General features: G+C 68.1%; 20 protein-coding genes. 16 read left to right on the top strand and 4 right to left on the bottom strand.

The genetic code is table 11. The features are described from left to right. Positions 1-48 precede the first annotated feature (48 nt). Positions 49-1,485 carry a sugar porter family MFS transporter gene (locus IF04_RS0108645; RefSeq protein ID WP_037958641.1) on the top strand — a complete coding sequence of 479 codons (1,437 nt, stop codon included), beginning with the start codon at positions 49-51 and terminating at the stop codon, positions 1,483-1,485. Positions 1,486-2,001: 516 nt separating this feature from the next. Here IF04_RS0108645 and IF04_RS0108640 read toward each other — a convergent pair. Further along, entirely contained in the window at positions 2,002-3,144 is a 1,143-nt protein-coding gene (locus tag IF04_RS0108640) for an FAD-dependent monooxygenase (protein WP_030253117.1), read from the bottom strand. 170 nt (positions 3,145-3,314) lie between these two features. Between IF04_RS0108640 and IF04_RS0108635 the strand changes: the two genes are divergently transcribed. The 7 genes from IF04_RS0108635 (at position 3,315) to IF04_RS37215 (ending at position 8,667) form a co-directional block, all read left to right on the top strand. Further along, on the top strand, positions 3,315-3,650 hold the full coding sequence (locus IF04_RS0108635) for an ArsR/SmtB family transcription factor (RefSeq protein ID WP_030253115.1): 336 nt from the start codon (positions 3,315-3,317) through the stop codon (positions 3,648-3,650). A gap of 317 nt (positions 3,651-3,967) precedes the next feature. After that, positions 3,968-4,732 (top strand): IS5/IS1182 family transposase, encoded by a 765-nt coding sequence (locus IF04_RS0108630; RefSeq protein ID WP_030253113.1) that lies wholly within the window; start codon positions 3,968-3,970, stop codon positions 4,730-4,732. A gap of 1,426 nt (positions 4,733-6,158) precedes the next feature. Next, positions 6,159-6,497, top strand: a complete 339-nt coding sequence (locus tag IF04_RS0108625) for a MerR family transcriptional regulator (RefSeq protein WP_030253111.1) — start codon at positions 6,159-6,161, stop codon at positions 6,495-6,497. A 489-nt stretch (positions 6,498-6,986) separates the two neighbouring features. Beyond that, positions 6,987-7,454 carry a GAF domain-containing protein gene (locus IF04_RS38635; RefSeq protein WP_169746118.1) on the top strand — a complete coding sequence of 156 codons (468 nt, stop codon included), beginning with the start codon at positions 6,987-6,989 and terminating at the stop codon, positions 7,452-7,454. Next, positions 7,424-7,669 carry an ANTAR domain-containing protein gene (locus IF04_RS38630; RefSeq protein ID WP_157847623.1) on the top strand — a complete coding sequence of 82 codons (246 nt, stop codon included), beginning with the start codon at positions 7,424-7,426 and terminating at the stop codon, positions 7,667-7,669. Before IF04_RS38635 ends, IF04_RS38630 begins: the two co-directional genes overlap by 31 nt. After that, on the top strand, positions 7,666-8,406 hold the full coding sequence (locus IF04_RS36520; RefSeq protein ID WP_051830882.1) for a GAF and ANTAR domain-containing protein: 741 nt from the start codon (positions 7,666-7,668) through the stop codon (positions 8,404-8,406). Before IF04_RS38630 ends, IF04_RS36520 begins: the two co-directional genes overlap by 4 nt. A 27-nt stretch (positions 8,407-8,433) precedes the next feature. After that, on the top strand, positions 8,434-8,667 hold the full coding sequence (locus tag IF04_RS37215) for a transposase (RefSeq protein ID WP_078600003.1): 234 nt from the start codon (positions 8,434-8,436) through the stop codon (positions 8,665-8,667). 398 nt (positions 8,668-9,065) lie between these two features. On the opposite strand, the gene IF04_RS38625 is transcribed toward IF04_RS37215, so the two are convergent. Both IF04_RS38625 and IF04_RS39595 read right to left on the bottom strand, forming a co-directional pair. Continuing rightward, positions 9,066-9,257, bottom strand: coding sequence for an ANTAR domain-containing protein (locus IF04_RS38625; RefSeq protein ID WP_157847622.1), 192 nt, complete (start codon positions 9,255-9,257; stop codon positions 9,066-9,068). Between the two features lie 171 nt (positions 9,258-9,428). After that, positions 9,429-9,989, bottom strand: coding sequence for a transposase (locus tag IF04_RS39595; protein WP_245654330.1), 561 nt, complete (start codon positions 9,987-9,989; stop codon positions 9,429-9,431). A gap of 441 nt (positions 9,990-10,430) precedes the next feature. On the opposite strand from IF04_RS39595, the gene IF04_RS36515 reads away from it, so the two are divergent. The 6 genes from IF04_RS36515 to IF04_RS0108565 all read left to right on the top strand — a co-directional run bounded on the left by IF04_RS36515 (position 10,431) and on the right by IF04_RS0108565 (position 17,778). Next, positions 10,431-11,153: a hypothetical protein gene (locus tag IF04_RS36515; RefSeq protein WP_157847621.1), complete on the top strand. Its 723-nt coding sequence runs from the start codon at positions 10,431-10,433 to the stop codon at positions 11,151-11,153. Positions 11,154-11,187: 34 nt separating this feature from the next. Continuing rightward, positions 11,188-11,685, top strand: coding sequence for a hypothetical protein (locus IF04_RS0108585; RefSeq protein ID WP_030253103.1), 498 nt, complete (start codon positions 11,188-11,190; stop codon positions 11,683-11,685). 31 nt (positions 11,686-11,716) lie between these two features. Beyond that, on the top strand, positions 11,717-12,175 hold the full coding sequence (locus IF04_RS0108580; RefSeq protein ID WP_157847620.1) for a hypothetical protein: 459 nt from the start codon (positions 11,717-11,719) through the stop codon (positions 12,173-12,175). Positions 12,176-12,257: 82 nt separating this feature from the next. Continuing rightward, entirely contained in the window at positions 12,258-14,051 is a 1,794-nt protein-coding gene (locus IF04_RS0108575) for a type IV secretory system conjugative DNA transfer family protein (RefSeq protein WP_030253101.1), read from the top strand. Between the two features lie 287 nt (positions 14,052-14,338). Then, positions 14,339-15,517 (top strand): DnaB-like helicase N-terminal domain-containing protein, encoded by a 1,179-nt coding sequence (locus tag IF04_RS0108570; protein ID WP_030253099.1) that lies wholly within the window; start codon positions 14,339-14,341, stop codon positions 15,515-15,517. A gap of 299 nt (positions 15,518-15,816) precedes the next feature. Beyond that, positions 15,817-17,778, top strand: coding sequence for a hypothetical protein (locus IF04_RS0108565; protein ID WP_030253097.1), 1,962 nt, complete (start codon positions 15,817-15,819; stop codon positions 17,776-17,778). A 63-nt stretch (positions 17,779-17,841) separates the two neighbouring features. Here IF04_RS0108565 and IF04_RS0108560 read toward each other — a convergent pair whose 3' ends face one another. Continuing rightward, positions 17,842-18,486 carry an SMI1/KNR4 family protein gene (locus tag IF04_RS0108560; RefSeq protein WP_030253095.1) on the bottom strand — a complete coding sequence of 215 codons (645 nt, stop codon included), beginning with the start codon at positions 18,484-18,486 and terminating at the stop codon, positions 17,842-17,844. A gap of 353 nt (positions 18,487-18,839) precedes the next feature. On the opposite strand from IF04_RS0108560, the gene IF04_RS0108555 reads away from it, so the two are divergent. Beyond that, positions 18,840-19,409: a DUF4913 domain-containing protein gene (locus IF04_RS0108555; protein WP_030253092.1), complete on the top strand. Its 570-nt coding sequence runs from the start codon at positions 18,840-18,842 to the stop codon at positions 19,407-19,409. Between the two features lies 1 nt (position 19,410). After that, positions 19,411-20,190 carry a hypothetical protein gene (locus tag IF04_RS0108550; RefSeq protein ID WP_051830878.1) on the top strand — a complete coding sequence of 260 codons (780 nt, stop codon included), beginning with the start codon at positions 19,411-19,413 and terminating at the stop codon, positions 20,188-20,190. Positions 20,191-20,491 lie beyond the last annotated feature (301 nt).

Here is a 20,491-nt window from a genome sequence, read left to right as displayed (position 1 = left end):
ATTGCCGGCGGCTCAGCCGGCTGCACCGAAGCCAAAAGGACAATTACCATGGCGACAACGAAGTCCGCTACGGAATTCGACAGCCGAAAACCACTCCACGACTCCTCTCGCCCGCGAATCGGCATCGTCACGGCCATCGCAACATTGGGCGGTGCGCTGTTCGGCTACGACACCGGTGTGATCAGTGGCGCACTTCCGTTCATGACGCTCGGCCGACAGGAAGGCGGCCTGGGACTGACGCCCGCCCAGGAGGGCTTCGTCACCGCCTCGCTCGTTTTCGGCGCCGCATTCGGTGCGATCTTCGGCGGCCGCCTGTCCGACCGGCAGGGCCGCAAGCGCAACATCATGCTCCTGGCGACCATCTTCTTCCTCGGCGCGCTGGGAACGGCCCTTGCCCCTACCACCGGCGTCATGATTGCGGCGCGTTTCCTCCTGGGCCTCGCTGTCGGCGGCGCGTCGGCGACTATCCCGGTCTATCTTGCCGAGATCGCTCCGGCGAATCGCCGAGGCCAGATCGTCACAGTGAACGAACTGATGATCGTCAGCGGTCAGCTCCTGGCCTACACCACCAATGCGGCCATGGCCGCGCTGTTCCCCCACGACTCCATCTGGCGATGGATGCTGGTCGTTGCCACGCTTCCTGCCGTCGCGCTGTTCCTGGGTGTCCAATTCCTGCCGGAGTCACCCCGCTGGCTGGTGAGCAAGAAGCGGACAGAAGACGCCCGTGCCGCACTCGCCCAGGTGCGCCTCTCGCACGAGATCGAACCAGAGCTCACGGAGATCACCGCGGTGGTTCACAAGGACGTGGCGAGCCCTACGCCAGGCCTCCGCGACCTGCGCATTCCCTGGGTGAGGAAGCTGATTCTGCTGGGGGTCGCGATCGCCTTCCTCTCCCAGACCACCGGCGTCAACTCGATCATGTACTTTGCACCGTCCATCCTGATCAACACTGGTCTCGGTACGCAGGCCTCGCTGGTGGCGACGATCGCGAACGGTGTGGTCTCCGTCCTGGCAACGCTGCTGGGCATCGCGATGCTCCGCAGGGGAATCGGGCGCCGTCCCATGATCATCACCGGTCAGACCGGCGTTACCGTGGCGCTTCTCCTGGTCGGAGTGTTCTTCCTGCTGCCTGAGTCAACGGCCCGCTCCTACCTGATCCTCGGCGGCATGCTGCTGTTCCTCCTCTTCATGCAGGCCTGTATCGGCCCGGTCTTCTGGATGCTGCTTTCCGAGATCTTCCCGCTGCGCCTGCGCGGATACGCCAACGGGCTTTCCACCTCGTTCGTCTGGGTCGCCAACACCCTGATCACCTTTGGCTTCCCACAGCTCATCGAGAGCATCCACGGCAATACCTTCTTCGTCTTCGCCCTCATCAACATCGGAACCTTGATCATCTACGTCATGGGTGTTCCCGAGACCAGAGGCAAGACCCTTGAGGAAATCCAGGAGCAGCTCAGGGCGCGCTACACCACATCCCGCGCTTAACCGGTCGCTCCCCTGCCCCCGCCCCCCGCACTCTTTGAAGGACACCATGAGCCCTTTCCAACCTCAGGTTGAGGCGTGACGAAGGGCGGGGATGGTCTTCACGATGGCAGTGGCTCGGTTGGTGCTACAGCGGAGTTTCCGCGGGAGGCGCCAGCCCTTCAGGGCGGCCATGGCTTGGTCGCCGAGGCAACGGATTCCGGCCTGGCTGCTGTTGTGCCGACGTCGCCGCAGCTTGAGATGCCGACCGCGGACGGGCGCCCGGGTGGTGCCGCCGGCGCCTTGATACGCCTTGTCCGTCCAGCACTTCACCTCCGCGTCGCGGGGGGTGTAGTCACCGGCAGCACCCGTGTCGTGGCGAGCGCCGGGAACGGTGGGTGAGGCCGCCAGCAGTCGACCTGCCGCATCGGCGATGACCTACCACGCCGAGCCGGGCTCGTCGGGCGTGGCGGCGCCGACCCGGTTGGGAGCTACAGGGGAGCTGCGCACCGGCCGGTGAGCGGTCGGTGCGGGCTCGGTCTACCGGTTCGCGGCTTCGCGAGAGGCGATCCGGTTCGTGCGACCGACCGCGCGGCCCACCGCGTTGCGCACCGCGAGGCCCGGCCGGGTGCGGGGCACCATGAGCCTGGAGAGCAGACCGACGCGTCGCTGCCGCGGGCCTACCTCACGGCGGAGCCGCGACTCGTAGGCGGCGAAGGCGCGGGCGTGATCACCGGGATGGGCGGCGAGCTCTTCTGCGAGGGCGTACGCGCCCGCCATCGCCATGCTGGACCCGTCGCCCAGCAGGGCTGTCGCCGCCGCCGCGTCCCCGAGCAGTACGACCCGTCCGCGGGACCACGAGGGCACCCGGACGGTGGTCAGGGGGTCGAAGAACGGAGCCGGGTGGTCGAGGAACGCCGCCACGAGTTCCGGTGCCCGCCACCGCACGTCGGCGTAGGCGTCGGCCACGGTCTGCTTGTGAAGGGCGATGTTCTTGCGGTCGTGGGGCGCTGGCTGTGCGGCCCGGAAGGTGAAGATCGCGAGCGGAGTGGTCCGCGAGGGGTGGAGGACCAGCATCCGGTTCGGCACGGTCAGCATCGTCATCTCACTCGGGTCCTCGATGGCGTCGGGTTCCAGCGGGACGGTCGCGCCGTACAGGCCCAGGTCGCTCGCGAACTGCCGCTCGGGTCCGAACACCAGGCGCCGTACGGTGGAGTGCATCCCGTCGGCACCGACTACCAAGTCGAAGCGCCGTGGCGCGGACCGCCGGAAGGTGACGTCCACCCCGCCTTCGTCCTGGTCGAGAGCGGTGACCGTGTCGTCGAACAAGAACTCGGCCTCGGTCTGCGCCGACCGGTGGAGCACCTCGGACAGGTCGGCTCGGGTCACCTCGACCGTCGGTGCCTTGTCCGAGGTGAGCGGGAGTTGCAGGATTCGCCTGCCGCCGGGGTCGAGCAGGGTCAGCGACCGATTGCGGGTGGCGAGCTCGCGGAGCTGCGGGAGGATGCCCATGCGCTCGGCGACCGGGATCGCGGGCCCCTTCACGACGATCGCGCTACCACCGGAGCGCAGCTGCCGGGCATGTTCGACGACCGTCGGCCGGTAGCCATTCCGGGAGAGCCAGTAGGCGAGTGCGGGCCCTGCGATTCCGGCACCGACTATCAGTACCTCGGGCTTCTTCATGACGATGACCTCTCGGAGTGTCGATGACCAGGTCCCCGGCGAGTGCCGGCCCTGGTCTCAGGGGGCGGCGGCACGGGGCAGCACAACCGGACAAAGGTACGAAAATTTTCGTACCTCAGTGGAGCACGTCCTTCAGGTACGATGCAAGTCGTACTTGAAGGAGGTGCGGCGTGGCCGGGAGGAACCTGGTCGGCCCGGCGGCCGATGCGCTCGATCTGGGTGCGGTGTTCCGCGCCCTCGCCGACGAGCACCGTCGTTCGGTGATGATGGAGTTGGCCGCCGACCGCAGCGACAGCGAGCGGGGCTGCAACTCGTTCGATCTTCCGATCTCGAAGCAGACCCAGACCCACCACTTCCGGGTCCTGCGCGAGGCAGGTCTCATTGACGAGATCGACTACGGCAACCGCAAGGGCATCCGACTACGACGCGCGGACATCGAGAAGAGATTCCCCGGGCTGCTCACGCTCCTGGGCGCAGAGTCCCCGGGCGGTACTGCTCCTCGCTGAACACAGCTGAGCACACCGGAAGGAGTCCGAGTCGGCCCTGAGCCGCAAGCTCGACCGGATCCAGCTCGCGCCCGGCTCGCAGGTAGCCGAGCACGACGCGGACACGAATGGATCGGTGTCGCTTCGACCACCGTCCCGCGCTCGTGATCGGCGCCGAGCACTTCCGCGCGCGCTCCCTCATGCCAACACCCACCGAGGTGTCCTCAACCTGCGTGCGGAACAGAGCCACTGGGGGTAAGGGCGGGGTCCGGGCGTAGAGAAGCTCCTGGTAGACGGGTGCGTGTCGAGTACAAGCCATCCTGCCAGGAGCTTTCCGCATGCTCGTCTACCCAGCCGGGGTGGATCTGTCCACCTCCGCTCTGCGCGTCCTCGCCCGTGAGTTGACCGCACGTCGTCTTGCGCAAGGGACACGATGGCGCCGGCTGGCCGCCGGACGGCAGGCGCTGCTCGTGCTGGCTCATCTACGATGCGGCCATACCTACGCCCAGCTCGCCGCCGGGTTCGGCGTGAGCACCACCACCGCCTACCGGTACATCGCCGAGGCCGTCGACATCCTGGCCGCTCTGGCGCCAACCCTCGCCGAGGCGGTGAGGACAGCCTCCGGCAAGGCGTTCGTGATCCTGGACGGCACGCTGCTGCCGATCGACCGGATCGCCGCCGACCGCCCCTTCTACTCCGGGAAACATAAGAAGCACGGCATGAACGTGCAGGTGATCGCCGACCCGGCAGGACGGTTACTGTGGGCCTCGCCCGCGCTGCCGGGATCCGTCCACGACATCAAGGCCACGCGAACCCACGGCATCATCGGTGCCCTGGTGGGTGCTGGGGTGGATTGCTGGGCCGACAAGGGCTACCGGGGCGCCGGCGGCACCGTGCGAGTTCCCTACTGGGGGCGCTGGGAGACTCTCTCCCCTGGCCAGCGGGCCGTCAACTGCTCACACGCGAAGATCCGTGCACTCGTCGAACAGGCCATGGCCACCCTCAAAACCTGGCGGCTCATGCGCAAACTGCGATGCTCTACCAGCCGTATCACCAGCATCGTCCAGGCCGTCCTCACCCTGCACCTCACATGCACGAACTGAGGTTGGAAAAGGCTCATTGTCTCTCGACCACTTCACCCGCGAGTCCCTGCTGCCGGCCATTCCCGATGCCACCGTGCGAGGCCGCAGAGCGCTGGAGGACTGGGCTGCTGTCTCCAACACCTCCTGCCACGTCCACGGCGAACTCCTGGACGAGCGGTACGACACACGCCAGCACCAGCGCGATGCCGAAGCATGGGACGCATTCGTTTCGTGCGGGCTGCCAGCGGTGCGCAGAAGCGGTGGCCGTCGGCATCTGTGCGGTTTGGCCCGCCGCGCTGTCGGACGGGCCAAGCCTGGGCTGAGGAGGCTCCCGGGTGCCTTCTCGGCTTGATCGGTGAGTACCCGCCGCCAGCGGTGTCAAGCTCTGGGGGGCACTGGACTGGCGGACGTCGGTGCCGAAGGCAGAGCCTGCTGTGTTTGACCTTCTTGGACGGTTACTTCCTGTGGCGGGCGAGCGTGTGGCGTTCACGCCTCAACGGTTCGTCCCCTCCGGCGCCGCCTTGGGCAGTGTCGTCGCCGGCCTGCACTCGGTCTCAACATGGGCCGGACTGGTGACCGTGCTGGATGGGGCCTACCTCAATGCCCAGTCCCGCCTGCCCGGCACGCTCGTATCCCCGCCTGCAGCCTGTTGCCCCGGCCGGTGACAGCACTTGTGCCGACCTGTCGCTGTTCGAGGGCGGTTATTTAATCGTCGAACACACGAAAATCTGCATCGGCCACAGTAGACATCGTGCGGTGGTCATGGTTATGGTTTCTCTCGTAACGCAGAGAGACAGCAAGGTCCGGCAGAGATGAACTGCCGGTCAGCAGTACATGCAGTTCGCAGGACGGTGCGGCGGTGGAGTTCCGAAGCCAGAGCGGTTGCAGGAAGGTGACGGGGCTGACGGCCGGACCGGGTGGCCCGCAGTGACCAGGGGTCGCCGTCGAGCAGGACTGCGGGCAACGCAGTGGCGGTACCCGCAGGCAAGTGAAGTTCGCTGTACCAGCAGTGAAGTCAGCGAGTAGCACCTCGGTAAAGGCGTCGGCTGCGGGCGCGCGTACCGGGAAGTTCGGCAGCGGGGTTCTAAGCCAGAGCAGACGCAGGACGGGCGACGGGGCTGGCTGCCGAAGAGTGGTGCTCTGACAGGCCACTGAGCAGTCGCATCATCAGCAGTACGCAGTTGGTCATCGAGGGAAGAACGGAGGAGCCAAGCGCCATCAGGATCGCCCGGGCGGAAGTCTTGGGCCTGGGTACCGCAGGACATCGATAGTGAGGTGGTCTCCGGTCAAGCAACTGCGATCCCCGCACCCGACAGCATCTAAGTCGGGTCTGCGGACACGAAGGCCGGCGCAGTACGAGGGCCGGCAGATGGTGTAGCAGTTCCTTCGGGGCCCTGGTGCCGTACGGCACCAGGGCCCCTCCACGCGTTCCACAGAAGAGGTGCAAATGACAGCAGATGGCGCCTACGGCCGTCTTGATGACGAGGACTACCCCGCCTACACGATGGGCCGGGCCGCCGAGATGCTCGGCACCACCCCCGCCTTCCTGCGGGCGATAGGCGAAGCCCGCCTGATCACCCCGCTGCGGTCCGAGGGCGGCCACCGCCGCTACTCCCGCTACCAACTGCGCATCGCTGGCCGCGCCCGGGAACTCGTCGACCAGGGCACCCCCATCGAGGCCGCCTGCCGCATCATCATCCTCGAAGACCAGCTCGAAGAAGCCCAGCGCCTCAACGCCCAATACCGCCGCGCCGCCGAAGCCGCGAACCCCACGGCCGCGAGCTAGAGACGACTTTGAGGCCGTGTCCTACATGGTGGTGAGGCGATAGCAGCAGAAACATGATGGCGAGGCCGAGAAAGCCAGATAGTTGCGGGGATCGTGCGTGGGCTTGTGGCAGTGGGCGCTGTTCATGCTGACCATGTGCGGTGCGCGCGCATAGGCCCAGCGTGCAACTGATTCCGGCGTCCAGGCGCGGTCGTCGGCCCGGCGGGCGGGCGGGCTCCACCTACACCAGGTGGCGTACGGCAACCGAACTGGGCAAGGCAGCACTTGACACGTGTTCTGCACTACCGTGAAAGAGCGGGATGGTTGTGCCCCAGTCGGGGTGCTGTCCGAAATTCTGCGGTAGCCCGGGCGGGCGCTTTCGGCTGCACGGCTGGTAGTGGCGTTCAGGAGATCGGGGCATGGGATGCACCCGGTAGAGGGAACGTGCTCGTACCAGCCGCGTGGGCCAGGCCCCCGATGAGCGGGGCGGCATCGTCGGATACGGAGCTGGTGGCCATGCTGGTGGCCATGCTGACATCACGGGGAGGACTGGTCGAGGTATCCGAGCACTGCCAGCGCGTGGTGCCGGGTATCGATGCCGTGGGGCTGACCGTGGCGATACATCCCACGGCCGGGGCCCGGATGACTGTCAGCACGCATGGCTGGCTGGCCGAACCGGGCGAAGCCCTGCAGTTCGACCTGGGCGAGGGCCCTTGCATCGAGACGCACGTGGAGCGGCGGCCGGTCCTGGCGGAGAACCTGGAGGCGGGTGGGCCCGCGCAGCACTGGCCGGTGTTCGCCGGGCAGGCGTGGGAGGCAGGCATCCGGGCGGTGTTCACCTTCCCGGTGCTGCTGCACGAACAGGTGGTGGCGGTGCTCTCGCTCTACCGCGCAACCCCAGGAGAACTGTCGACGACCGGGCGACCGCCTACGCGACAGCGGCAGCGGTGCTCTTGCTGCACGACGCCCACACCCTGATCACCTCCGATCAGGACGACGACGAGGTTGCCCTCATCCCGCCGCCGCTCGCGGTGATCTCTCAAGGGGTCGGGTTCCTCGTCTCCCGCCTGGACCTGGATCCGGATCAGGCGCTGGCCCGGCTGCGTGCGCACGCCTTCGTCACACAGCGCCCGCTGGCCGAGGTGGCCGACGACCTCCTCAAGCGGCGGCTTTCCGTGGAGGATCTGCCATGACTTCTGGTTCCCCAGCGCCGGGCGAACCACGGCAGCAGGCCCTGGTCGATGCGCTGCTGGCGCTGACCAGCTCCAGCGACGTCCCGTTCGATCTGGAATTGCACGCCGCGCTGGTGCTGCAGCACGCCGCCTTTCTGGTGCCGGGCAGCGCTTTGAGTATGGAAATGCCCGATGCTGACGGGGCCCTGGAGACCGTGGCTGCTTCCTCGGCCGCCGCCGCCTTCTTCGCCGCTCACGCCGCGCACGCCAGCGGGCCCAGTACTGCCGCTTACACCAGCGGAGACGCCGTCTCGGTGGCCGACCTGTCCGCTGCTGCCTCCGCCTGGCCCCAGCAGCGCTCGCCTGCCACCGATGCCGGCTTTCACGCCCTGTACGCCGCCCCGATGCGCCAGGGCCTCACCATCCGCGGTGTGCTGGTCTTCTACCGCAGCGACGCCAGCCCCTTCACCGCCACCGACTGCACCTACGCCCAGGCCCTGGCCGACACCGCCGCCATCGCCCTGACCACCCACCAGACCCTCACCCACCAGAAGATCCTGGTCGACCAACTGCAAGGTGCCTTCCACACCCGCCTGATCATCGAGCAGGCCAAGGGCTTCCTCGCCGGCCACCTGGACACCGACTCCAACACCGCCTTCACCATCCTGCGCAACCACGCCCGCTCACACCGCGTCAGGCTCCACCACGTCGCCCGGGAAGTCATGCGCACCCGCACCTGGCCCCCCAAGGAGAAATAGGACCGCGCGCTGCGGGTCGGCAGTGGGATGGACGTCACCCGCCTACCCCGCGATCGCCATTGTCTGGCCGATTCCGCCTACGCCGGGAAGCTGATGGCCTGGGCCAAGACCTACCTCGACATCACCATAAAAACGGTACGTCGCCCGCCAGGCGCGAAAGGCTTCGTCGTCCTCCCGCGCAGGTGGGTGGTCGAACGAAGCTGGTCGTGGATCCATGCGGGACCGCCGTCACTGCGGGACGACGAACGGCTCCCGAGATGAGCGAATCCTTGATCACCTGGGCGGCCACCACCTTGGTGACCAGGCGCCTCAAGCGCCGCAAGGCCCAGCCCACCGCGCGCCGTTACATCGCTCACGGCTACGTGATGCCACAAGTGGCCTGACCACTCAGCCAGGCCCTGAATCAACGTCGCGGCAGGGACCGACGCTCCTGGTCCCTCAGGCAAGGTCACGCCGCAGGCGACCGCTCTCGTCACGCAAGCCCTGACCCTTCTCGATCACCTGGTGAGCCGTCCGCACGAGTCCTTCGGCGCACTCCATCGTGCCGTCCAACCGCTGCCGCAGCGGGCCCCCTTCCACCGCCATGGGAACAGGCTTCCCGAACCGGGAAGCGCCATGCTGGCCTCCGGTGCAGGGTTCCCAGAGGGCAGGCGAGGCGATTAGCCAGGCGGAGAGTCGCGGTCTTCCTCGAGACGTAGCTGCTGGGTGAGGATGTCGCGGGCGACATCCTCAAGGAGCTGTCGGTGGCTGAAGGCGTGGGCGCGCATACGGGCCAGGGCGTCAGCGACGGTGACATGGCTGGCTTCGGCGACGCCGCCGGCCGCCTGGTGCACGGCAGGCGGATAACCCACAGGGCCGGCCTCCGGGACTGTCTCTTCCCAGCCGATCAGTACGGGGTGGGCGCCAGAGCCAGGAGCGCGAGAATGCGGGCGTACGCCTCAAGCCTGCTGCGTTCCTCCGCGCTCACCGGGACGAGGCAGTGCGGTAGAGATCCATGGCGCCGACCGCCGCGTGGTCGGCGATCAGCAACGGCACCGCCACCGCCTGGCAGATGCCGAGCTCGCCGGCCGTCTGCGCAAAGACGAGCCACTGTCCGGCGCCTGCTGTACATCCGTTTCCACGCTCCTGCGTTGCAGGTAGGCATCGGTGCACGGGCCTTCCCCTCCTACCAGTTGCGCGACTTCCAGCCGGTAACTGCGCTCATCAGCAGCATGAGCGAACACCTCCGAACCGGCCCGAGGTGGTCCGACAATTCGGCCAAGCACTGTTCTAACTTCGCATCGCTGGCCGCATCGAGGGCACCAGTGAGTCGCACACCAGGCGGTCTGGAGGTCCAGCAGACCTCCAGACCGGCTGGGGAAGAATCGGGAAGAGACATTGCACGCTCCGGGGGCTCGGGAGCCGATGACCACCCTTGTCATTCTCCTCCCGATTCCGCCCCCAGGGTGCCCGTACCGCTCTGGTACGTCCCGCCACGGGACGCCCGTCCGGGTCCGGAACCGTATCCCGCCGATGAGCTGCCGCTTCATCCACGTCGGCGGACGCCCCGGCTTCTCCCCTCTGGGCAACAGCGGCTCCAGCACGGCCCACTGCGCATCCGATAGGTCTCCACGCGCCACGACACAAGATCACTTCGCGCACGAGATCCGTTTTCGATGCACGCCCTAGTCGAAATCAACCAGGCAGCCCGCGCTCACCCGGCTGCCGGGTCGGCGCGAACGGCGCAGGTCGAGGCCGCCCGTGCCCGGTCCACCACCGCCGTCAGCGTAACCACGGCATCCAGCGCCGCAGACCCGCCACTACCCGACCGTCGGGCCGGGCTGGGCCCCGTTCGCGCTAGCACCGATCTTCGGCACCGCCAAATCCCCGTTTACCGTGCACCATCCTGGCCCGCTGTCATCCCACACGAGCGACGCCTGCCGCCGAGCCGCTCACCTCTGCCGGTGCATTGGCCTGCCAGCCCGCGCCCAATGCAATCCAGTGGACCGCTCGCTCCCGACATCCGCAATCGGAGAAACAATTCTGTGCCTGCATCCGAAGAAACAGTGAAGCCCAGCGTGGCCTTCGGCGTCATCCCCGACCTCGGAGTGGCCGCAGCCGCAGCCGAGAACAACGCCCTGGTTGATGAGGTACTGCGCCAACACGGCTTCGCCCACGACCTCCGGCGCGACATCTACCTGCTGCCGCCCGGCACCGAACACCACGTCGCCGTCCAAGCGGTGGCCGCCAGCAACCGGAAACTCCAGGCGGCGGGCCTGTCGGTCGCAGCCGACCCCCGGGTCGTGACCACCGGCCCGCAACGGAAGCCGCCGCCGGGCCCTTCTCCGCACACGTCTCTGGCCGGCCTGTCCGCTGCGTTGCCGACGCTGGAGGAACCTACGGACGTCGCGGACTGGCTGCGCCGCCCCGTCGAGGGCCCTGCCGGCGCCATTCCCGAGCTGCAGCAATTCATCGGGGCCGCAGCGACCTGGTGCGACCGGCTCGACCAGCCGGACGGGCCCGCGCTGGCGCATCACCTGCGCAACATCGCCGAGCACATCGAAGTTCTCGGCGACCGCCTCACACACGTCTCCCAATACCTCGATGCCTTGCCCCCGGTCACGCAGGACGCCGGTCGGGCGCGTGCCCGTTCCAACGCCGCCACGGCCTCCTCACCCCACCGCCCAGCTGCAGCGGCGAAAGCGCCCCCGCCAGAGGCCACCCAGCATCTGTCGCCCGCAGCATCGGCCGCCCGACGAGCCCACTGAACCACCCCGCCCCTACTGCTGGAAGGAACTTGCCGTGCCCGTGAAGAAGATCTGGGCCGTTGACCACGCCTGCGGCCACAGCATGGAAGTCGATCTGTCCGCGCGTCCGGCCGATCAGCGTGCCGGCTACGCCCGCTGGCTCGCCGACCGCGACTGCACCGACTGCTGGCGCGCCACCCGCGAGGAGGGCATCGAGTCGACGGCGGAGTGGCTGGCCAAGAAGCGCGCCGAGGAGGCGGCCAAGGCCGAGAGGTGGGCCGAGCAGTACCGGATGCCGCCGCTGGAGGGCAGCGAGCGCGCTGTCGGCTGGGCCACTCGCTGCCGCCATCAGTTGGTGGCCACCGCCTACACCGCGCTGGTCAGCGAAGGCGAGCTGGGCGAGGACGCCTGGGAGGCCATCGAGGACGCGGTCCGTCCCGTCACTCGCGCCGGGTGGTGGATCGACAACCGCGATGCCGACCCGGCCGATCTGCCCGAACTCATCGAAGCCGCCGCAGACGTCGACCGGCCCACCGAGAACCCGCACTTCTGAGGATGCCGCTCAATGCCGAACCCGTTGCCCGATGCCAAGGAGAAGTACACCGCTGGTCGCCAGGTGCGGGACGGCGCAGATGCTCGGTTCCCACACCTATGACCGCGCCAAGCACCACGCCGATCAGGTGCTACACCCGGATTTCGGCGTGCTGGCGCGGCTGAGCGAGTTCTTCGATGCCGCCGCCGAGCAGGCCCGGGCGTCCGAGACCGATGACGGCTGGGAGCTGCACTACCGGTTCGCAGAGGCCTCCGCCGCGCTTACCGACCTCCGGGAAGAGCTGGACGACGCCCGCGAGGAACTGCGCGGACTGGGCCTGCCCGAGCAGCTGCGCGAGCTGGGCCCGCCCGAGCCGCCGCATTGGCGGGAGCGCGTCACCCGCTACAACGCAACCGCGCCCCAGCGATCAGCTGCGCCCCCGCCCACCGCTGAGCCAGCTCATCCCGCACGGCCCTCGGCATCCGCCCCGTCCTCGCGCCGCCACCGCTAGGAGGCCCTCCGTGACCACCTCCAGAACACCCTCCTCGCCCCGCGCTCCTCCGCCTCCTCTCAATACGTCTCTGGATTTCGTTTTGCCTGCTGCGCGTACCAGGACGCCATCGACCACCACCGGCACGGACGTCCTGCTCTACCTCCTGCTCGCCCTGGCCGCCGTCGGCCTCGGCGGCGGCTCCCTGGCCTGGCTGTTCGGCAATATCGCCAACACCTTCCTCGGTTCCGGCCCGTGGATGCCGTACGAGCCGACACAAGCCCTGTTCCACCCCGACCAGCTGTGGCCCCACGTTCCCCGAGCCAGCCTTCTGCTCGGCTGCTATGGCATTCCGACGCTGCTGCTGGCGACGGGCGCGGCCATCGGCGTGAAGCTGTGGTTGCGTTTCCGTGCGAACCCGCGCGGTCTGGCCAGCCCGCGGGACCTGGGCGACCTGCTGGCGAAGAAGGCGGCCGCGAAGGCGACCGGCCTGCGCGCCAGCCTCAGCGGTGTCCGGCCCAAGGCCGTCGCTCCTGATGACCGCGGTGTCCTCCTCGGCACTCTCCAGCCCGGTGCGTCAGAGGTGCGCGCCTCCTGGGAGGACGTAATGCTGGCGATCATGGCGCCGCGCTCGGGCAAGACCTCCAGCCTGGCAATCCCCGCGATCCTGCGGGCGCCGGGGCCCGTGCTGCTCACCTCGAACAAGGCGGCCAACGACGCCTTCACCGCGACGGTCGACGAACGCTCCCGCGTGGGGGCGGTGTGGACGCTGGATCCGCAGCAGATCGCGCACGCCGAGCAGACGATGTGGTGGGACATCCTCGCCGACGCCCACGACCTGGCCGGAGCGCGTCGGCTGGCCCAGCATTTCGTTACCGCCAGCGTGAACGAATCCAGCGCCGGGGACTTCTGGTCCACCGCCGCCGCCAACACCCTCACCGCGCTCTTCCTCGCCGCCGCCCGCGGCGGTCGCCCGGTCACCGAGGTGACCGCGTGGCTGGCCTCCCCAGCCGACCGTACTCCGATCGATCTGCTCACCGATGCCGGCCTGGACGCCGTCGCCACCCAGCTGCAGGGCACCGTCGCCGGAGCCGTGGAGACCCGGGACGGCATCTTCGAGACCGCGCGCCAGTACGCCAGCTGCCTGCTCGACCCGCGGATCGCCGCCTGGGTCACCCCACCCCAAGGCCACTCAAAGCTCCGGAAGTTCAAGCCCGAGGCGTTCTCCACCAGCCGCGACACCCTCTTCCTGCTGTCGAAGGACGGCGGCGGCTCCGCCTCGGCGATCATCGCCGCCGCAGCCGACGCGGTAATGCGCTCCGCCGTCGTCCAGGCCGAGCGCGCAGGCGGACGCCTGGACCCACCGATGCTGGCGATCCTGGATGAGGCGGCGAACGTCTGCCGCATCCAGGACCTGCCCGACCTCTACTCCCACCTCGGCTCCCGCGGCGTCATCCCGCTCACGATCCTGCAGTCCTACCGGCAGGGCCAGCGGGTGTGGGGCGACACCGGCATGGACGCTCTGTGGTCCGCTGCGACGATCAAGCTGATCGGCTCCGGCATCGACGACGCCGACTTCGCCGACAAGCTCTCCCGCCTCGCCGGCGACCGTGACGTACAGACCGTGTCGGTCTCCACCAGCGAGTCCGGCAAGTCCTTCTCCATCTCCATGCGGCAAGAACGCGTCCTGCCCGCCGACGCAATCCGCGCGCTGCCAAAGGGCTCCGCGCTGCTACTGGCGACCGGTATCCGCCCCACGCTGCTCGATCTCAAGCCCTGGTACCGCGAACCGGACGCCGAACGGCTCGGCGCTGCCTCGAAGAAGGCCACGGCCGCCATCACCGAACGAGCCCTCGCCAAGGGCCCGTCCCACCACCCGTACGGACCCATCGCATGACCCTGGACGCCCCGCACCGCGCCCCGACGAGACGCCCAACCAGCCCCCGTACCCGCCGGCTTCTGTCTCCCGCCGAGGTGTCCCGTGCCTTCTTCCCCCTTGCCCCCGTACGTCTCCAACCGGCTTGCCGGTACCGCCGCCGTGTACCGGGGCGGTCGCTGGTGGCTCGACGCCCGCAGCGGCGCCGTCCCCTCAGACGACGCGCTCTCGCGCGCTCTTGACCGTCACGCCGCTGATCTGGATGCAGCGAACCGCGCCGTTGCCGGCATGGAGCAGGCGTGACCGTGATGACGCCGCTGTTCCAGGCCGAGCAGGCCGTCCTGGGCGCGGTGCTCCTGGAGCCACGCCAGCTCGGCCGCCTCTCCGGATGGCTGCGCCCCGAGCACTTCTACCGGCCCGCGCACTCCGCCCTGTACGCCGCCATGCTCGACCTGCGCGCCGAAGACCATCCCGCGACTAAGGCGCCACCGGACGCACCGGTCCCACTGGCTTGGGTCAACGACACGCTCGCACGGGCGAGCGCACACACGCGCGGCCTCACCGCCTCGTACATGCACTCCCTGGTATCGGCCTGCCCACGTCCGGCACACGCGCCGCTCTACGGACGGATGGTGCTGGAGGGTGCGATCCGCCGCACCGTCACCGAGCACGCCGAGCGCCTGTACCACGGCGCGCGCGCCGATGCTGCCCGCGGCACCGGTGTCGCTGAGACCCTGCGCCACGCCCAGGTCCTGTACGAGGTACTCGATGACCTCGGCCGCCGCTGGGGCAGCGAAGTCGTCGCTCGACCAGGAACAGCGCAGGCGGCGTCCGCGGCTCCTGGGGACAGGGCGGATGGGCGGGTACCGGCCGACGAGGAATTCCTACTGGGCACACTGACCGCTTACCCACGGCAGCTGGGTGACGTGGTCGGATGGCTGCGCCCCGAGGATTTCGCCGACTCGGGCCACAGGCAGATCTACCGCGCGCTGAGCGCACTGCACCACCGGGGTGAGCCGGTCGACCAGCTCACCGTGCTGTGGGAATGCCAACGCCGCGGCGCCCTCGTCGACGGCACACTGGATGCCGACCGCGTGCGCTGCCTGTGCGATACCGCAGCCGGAGGCTCGGCCGGCTACTTCGGGGAGCAGATCCTCGACGCCTCGCTGCTTCGCACGGCTGCCGCCTGTGCGCAGCAGGCCCGTGACCTGGCCGGGAGCGAAACACTGGCGCCCGGCCAGGTCATCAGCCACACCCTTACCGCTCTCGGCCCGCTCGATGAAGTGCGTCGACGTCGGGCTGCCGCCGATGCCGGCCCCGGCACTGAGCCAGTCACGGCGGAGGCGCTTACCGGGCTGTCGCCGGCCCGTGCCGCCGCCGCCCTTGCGCGTAGCCCAACGCAATACACCGAGGCCAAAACTCCCCCGAGCACAGCGACACGCCATTCCTCCGCACCTCGGCCGAACCTTCGGAGGAGCCCTTCTTGATGGGCGGGTGTCCTCGTCCTCTGGGCGGAGCACACACCGGTAGTTGCGCTGCCAGCACACGGCATTTCACCCCACAGCGGAGAGTGCAACGCAATCGTGACCGGGTGTTCTACAACCGTGCGCAGCGTCACATCCGGCATCTATCGAACAGGCTGAGATGTCCGAATAGGTGACGTTGCTACGTGTGTTCGATAGCGCCTAAGAAAGCCAGTGGCGCGACGAATCCAATCACGACGAGCGAGGACTACAACTACGTGTCCAGATTAACCAAGCGAAGAGGCATCCTGACTCGCATAGCCATGGGTGCCGCGGCTGCCCTGCTTCTCGGATCCGGGGTAGCAACCGCCGCACCCGAGGCCGCCTTCATTCCCAACACTGACCCCGACTCCGCGCCCTCGTCGCGCCCAGCAGCAGGTCCGGAGAAGAACATCCGGGCCGGCAGCCGTCCGGTCTCGGGCAAGACCCCCAAGGCCGGCCCGACCTTCACCGACGTGAGCGGGGTGTGGCAGGTCAACACCACTGAAGCTGTCCTGCGTAACACAGTGACCGACCCCGACGGGGACAAGGCGAACCTCACCTTCGAGGTCTACACGACCGACGCCAACGGCAACCCGAAAACACAGGTCAAGCTCGACGACAGCCAGTACGGCGTTCTGGTGTCCGACTACGTGGCATCCGGTAAGACAGCCGAAGTCAAGGTTCCGTACGGCAAGCTGAAGCCGGGCGTCACCTACACCTTCCACACCTCCGCCTACGACGGCGGCCTGTACGAGACCGAGTGGTCTCCCTGGGCCAAGTTCAAGATCCGTGACCGCGTGGTGGACATCAAGCTGCCCGAACCAGATCAGGGCGCTGCAGCGGTGAACCTCGAGGACTACCAGGAGCCGCAGCAGATCGACCAGCCGGCGATGCGCGCCGTGGAGCCCACTCAGCCGCCGCTGAACAAGGGTTTGCGTACCAGCGACGGCTGGCACTGCGGCGAACTCAACCAGAAGACCGGCATCCAGCCTTGCTCACGCATCGTGCCGGACCATAGCGCGGCGACGAAGAAGGCCCTCACCAAGGCCATGAAAATGGCTGATCTCGCCAACTGGTGCGCCACGTACACCAACTCACACATCAAGCGCACTGAAGCCTGCATCGGCGGCTTCAACTATGAGTACGAGGGCATCGTCGTCAAGGACGGCAAGCCCACCGGTGAGATACTGAACGCCTCGTGGGCGGTCGGTCAGCAGTACAAGCTGTCTCCCACCACCGGCACCATCGAGGAAAAGATCACCCTTGTGCCCGTGACGCTGGACGAGAAGTTCGTCTCGGTCACCTTGAACGTGGAAATGGACTGTCTGCTCGCCACGGACTGCGCCACCGATAACACCTCGCAGAAGTGGGACGGCGCGCTGGAGTGGACCGTCGGCGACTGGCACACCGCCGAGGGATCGATCACGCATACCTGGAACGGCGGCACGACGGCGGACACGTCGCAGATGCTCGACCTGAGCGCGAAGATCACCGGCTACGCTGCGGTCGCCAATCCTTCGGCGATCCGCTGGCAGGCCGTGGACGCCCAGATCCGTTGCGACACGATCGCCTCCACCAAGCCGGGCTGCGTGTTCCACAAGTACATCCCCACCTGGGTGATGAACTTCAAGAAGTATCCGGCCGCTGTCGCGCACGGCTGGCTGATCCAGTCGAAGCTGCCCAACCACCCGGGTAGTGAGAGCGCGGGCAAGCCGATGAAGTACCTCCCGCAGGCAAGCAAGAACGCCCATAATCATGACCCGCAGAGGAACCGGGACGTCATCTGCCCCAAGGGCAGTGACGGTAAGAGCTGGGCAAGCGTCTATGGCAATCCGGACGCCACCTTGCTGCCGGAGATCAAACCGACGGACACTCCGTCGTGTGACGAATTCGCCTATGCCTCTACCTACAACTCCGGTGGGATGCCCGCCAGCATTGGCGGCCTGAACGAGGTCACCTCGGGCGACGCCTGTGTGCAGACCTACGCCACCCGCGTCAAGCAGGGTGAGTGGCACCTGTACGACGACATCCGCGAGGCCGCACCGACCTGGAAGGAAGTCTGTGGGCGCTCCACTATGTCGGGCTGGATCAACTCCGGTTCGATGGCCGGATTCCCCGGCACCTTCGCCGGGGCCGGCAAGTACCACCTGTTGGACGAGGACAAATACTGGGTCAGGTTCCCCGAGTTCGAGCACTGCGACGCCAGCCAGACAACCGTGAAGTGCACGGTTCCTAAGGCGTAAGCGGCGTAAGAAACTGCCCGCTGGGTGGTGGCCCGGGAGCACCCTGCTCTCGGGCCACTGGCTTTAGAGGGGACCGTCCAGCTTGATCATCCCGTCGGGGAACAACCGGGGATCCCTTGGATCAATCCAGGCCAGACCGCGGCTACCGGTAAGGACTGGCCAGTCATTCCTGTCGTCCGCCCCGTTCGGTAGTTGCAAACACCGGCCCTCCTCCAATGCCGTGGCCATCTCTGCCAACCAGTCGGCAAGCGGCCACCCGTTCGCATCCGACGGGAACGGCTCGTCCCCACCGTCCACCGACCAGTGCCCCAGATTGCCGTACGAGGACTCGCCCTCGCGCGCGTCCACATACCAGCCTGACCAGATGTCGCCAGCCTTCCGCGCGAACGGCAGAATGCCCGTCTCCCGCTCCCAGTCCTGGGTACGGGTCCGGTACTCATCCACCAGTTGGTCGAGCGACAACATCGTCTTGTCGGACGGCAGAATCCCGGATCCATGGCCCTCGTCGATACCGTCATGGATCCGGTACCAGGCCGCCAGCACCCCCGGAAGCTCGACGCCCATGGCCGCCTCCACCGCGGTGATGTCTGCGTCCCCGGCCGGCGGGCGCAGCAGCGCCGCGGAGGCCGGTGCGTGCGCCTGAAGCCACGCTTCGACCCGGTCCCAGGCCGCGATCAGCCGCTCCACATCATCAGCCTCAGCACTCATAAGCCGATCCTACGAAGGAATCAAAGAGAAGTGCCGTCGGGTTTCTTTTCCCGGCACGATCTGGCCCGAAAAGAGGGGCCGGTCCGGCCAACACCGCACCGATGACCGACGAGGTGGGCCGCCTCTCACTACGGTTCGTGGGATTCCCGGTACTGGACAACGGACAACGGACAACGTGGTCCTTCCGCAACAAGCCGCTCAGGCGCTGCGGTTTCTCGCCCCGTCCATGTCCGCCTGCCGCCACTACATGGCCGGCTGAGGAGGCTCCTCCTACACCCCGCTGCCCAGCCGGGCCAAGCCGATCCTTCTGCGGATCATCGACGCCCCACCACCCGAGTACGAAGGGGGCATCAATGTCGGAGTCCGCCGATGACAGCGGCCCGGTGCGGATACCGGACCACGACCTGGACGACCTCGCCGCCACGGTCAGCGCGCTCGTGGCGCAAGGCCAGCAACAGGCCGAGGTCCTCAGCCGCCTCACTGACGAACAGTCCACACCGCAGAAGGGCGTCCCTTCACCACCGACTGAAGAGACCGGTGCCGAGGGGGCGTCATCGTCCTGCATCATGGCGCTCACAGGCCGTGCCTACACCAAGGAGCTGGCAGCGCTGGCGACCTGGGTGTACGACCTGCTACTGCCGGTATACGGCCGCGAGATCACCGCCAGCCGCCCCTGGTGCCACCAGTGGCACGAGCACCCCGAAGCCGTTGTGCGGCTGCACGCGCTGTGGCTGGCCTGGCAGCAGTACACCGACGACGAGGCCGGCCTCGCCGGGCCCTCCACCTGGCACCGCGACCACCTCGACCCGGCCCTCCTCCAGCTCCGGGCACCTGATGGGCCGTTCGCCGCGTGCATGACCAGCCCCACGCGGCCGAACCACCGCCTGCTGGCCGGCCCCGAACCCGCTGCGGACGGCGGCTGACGTGGCCGCGCCCGACTACCGCATCGACGGCTTCGAGCCCGCCTCCAGCCGCGTCGAAGACGACTTCCACTGGGTCACCCTCGGCGACGACACCTACGCGGGACTGGCCGCCCACCACACCGCCGACGGACGGCACAGCTTCCTCCTGCTCTACGACGGCGCCGCCATCTGGGATCTCCCCGGCACCGCCGAGTACCTCGGCATGCACATCGAACGCGACCTGGACGCCCGCAGGTTCACCTTCGATGCCGCCCGCCTACCCACCGTCCCCCTCACCCAGCACTGGCTCATCCACCGGGGCTGCCCGGCCGAGGCGATCGAGCCGGACGGCTCGGTGAGCCCGCGCCCGGCCGACGCACTTACCACCCGCCTGGAGCGCCAGCTGCGCCACCACCCCGAGGGCCGGTACACGCTGTTGGACCACTACACCGACAACCCCGGCAACTTCGACGAGGGTATCCAGGTCAGCACCCTGCTGTACGACCACCACCCCCATGCGGCCGCCAAGCCCTACCGGATCTTCCTCGAAGAGACCGTGCCTTCCTTCGCCACCTACACCGTGCGCGAAGGCGCCTTCCCCACCGCCGAAGCCGCAGGCACCTGGATGCGCACCCGCGACTCGCCACTGCCCTTCGCCCCTGAGCCGCAGGATGGCTTCGGTCGCCGGGCGGCAGCCGCCCGCGCCCGCACCACCACAAGTTCGTCCGGCCCAAGCCCGACCGCTCCCAGCCGGGGACCGGCGATCGCGCCGAGCACGGGCCGTACGAAGCGCAGCCGCTGATGAGTGCCCGCTACGCCTCGCCACCCATCCCGACGCGCTGGCCGACCTCCGCGACGCACCCGCTTCCTCCCAGCACCAGCGGGAGATCTTTCTCCTGGCCGTGGGCGAGCGGAAGGACCACGCCGCGTACCGCGCGGCAGCCTGGCGGCTGCAACGCGAGCGCCGGCATACCGAGTCCGAACCGCACGCCCGGCGAGCCCGCGCCGCCCGCACGACTCGCGCCCGCACCGAACACGGCCAAACGGCCCCCAGACAGCCGCGGCCACGGCGCCGTCCCCACAACGCCCCCGCCACCAGCGCT

Source organism: Streptomyces violens, from assembly GCF_000717745.1.
GTDB lineage: Bacteria > Actinomycetota > Actinomycetes > Streptomycetales > Streptomycetaceae > Streptomyces > Streptomyces violens.
Note: the sequence above shows the minus strand (reverse complement) of the source record. Positions and strands in the feature narration are given on the sequence as shown.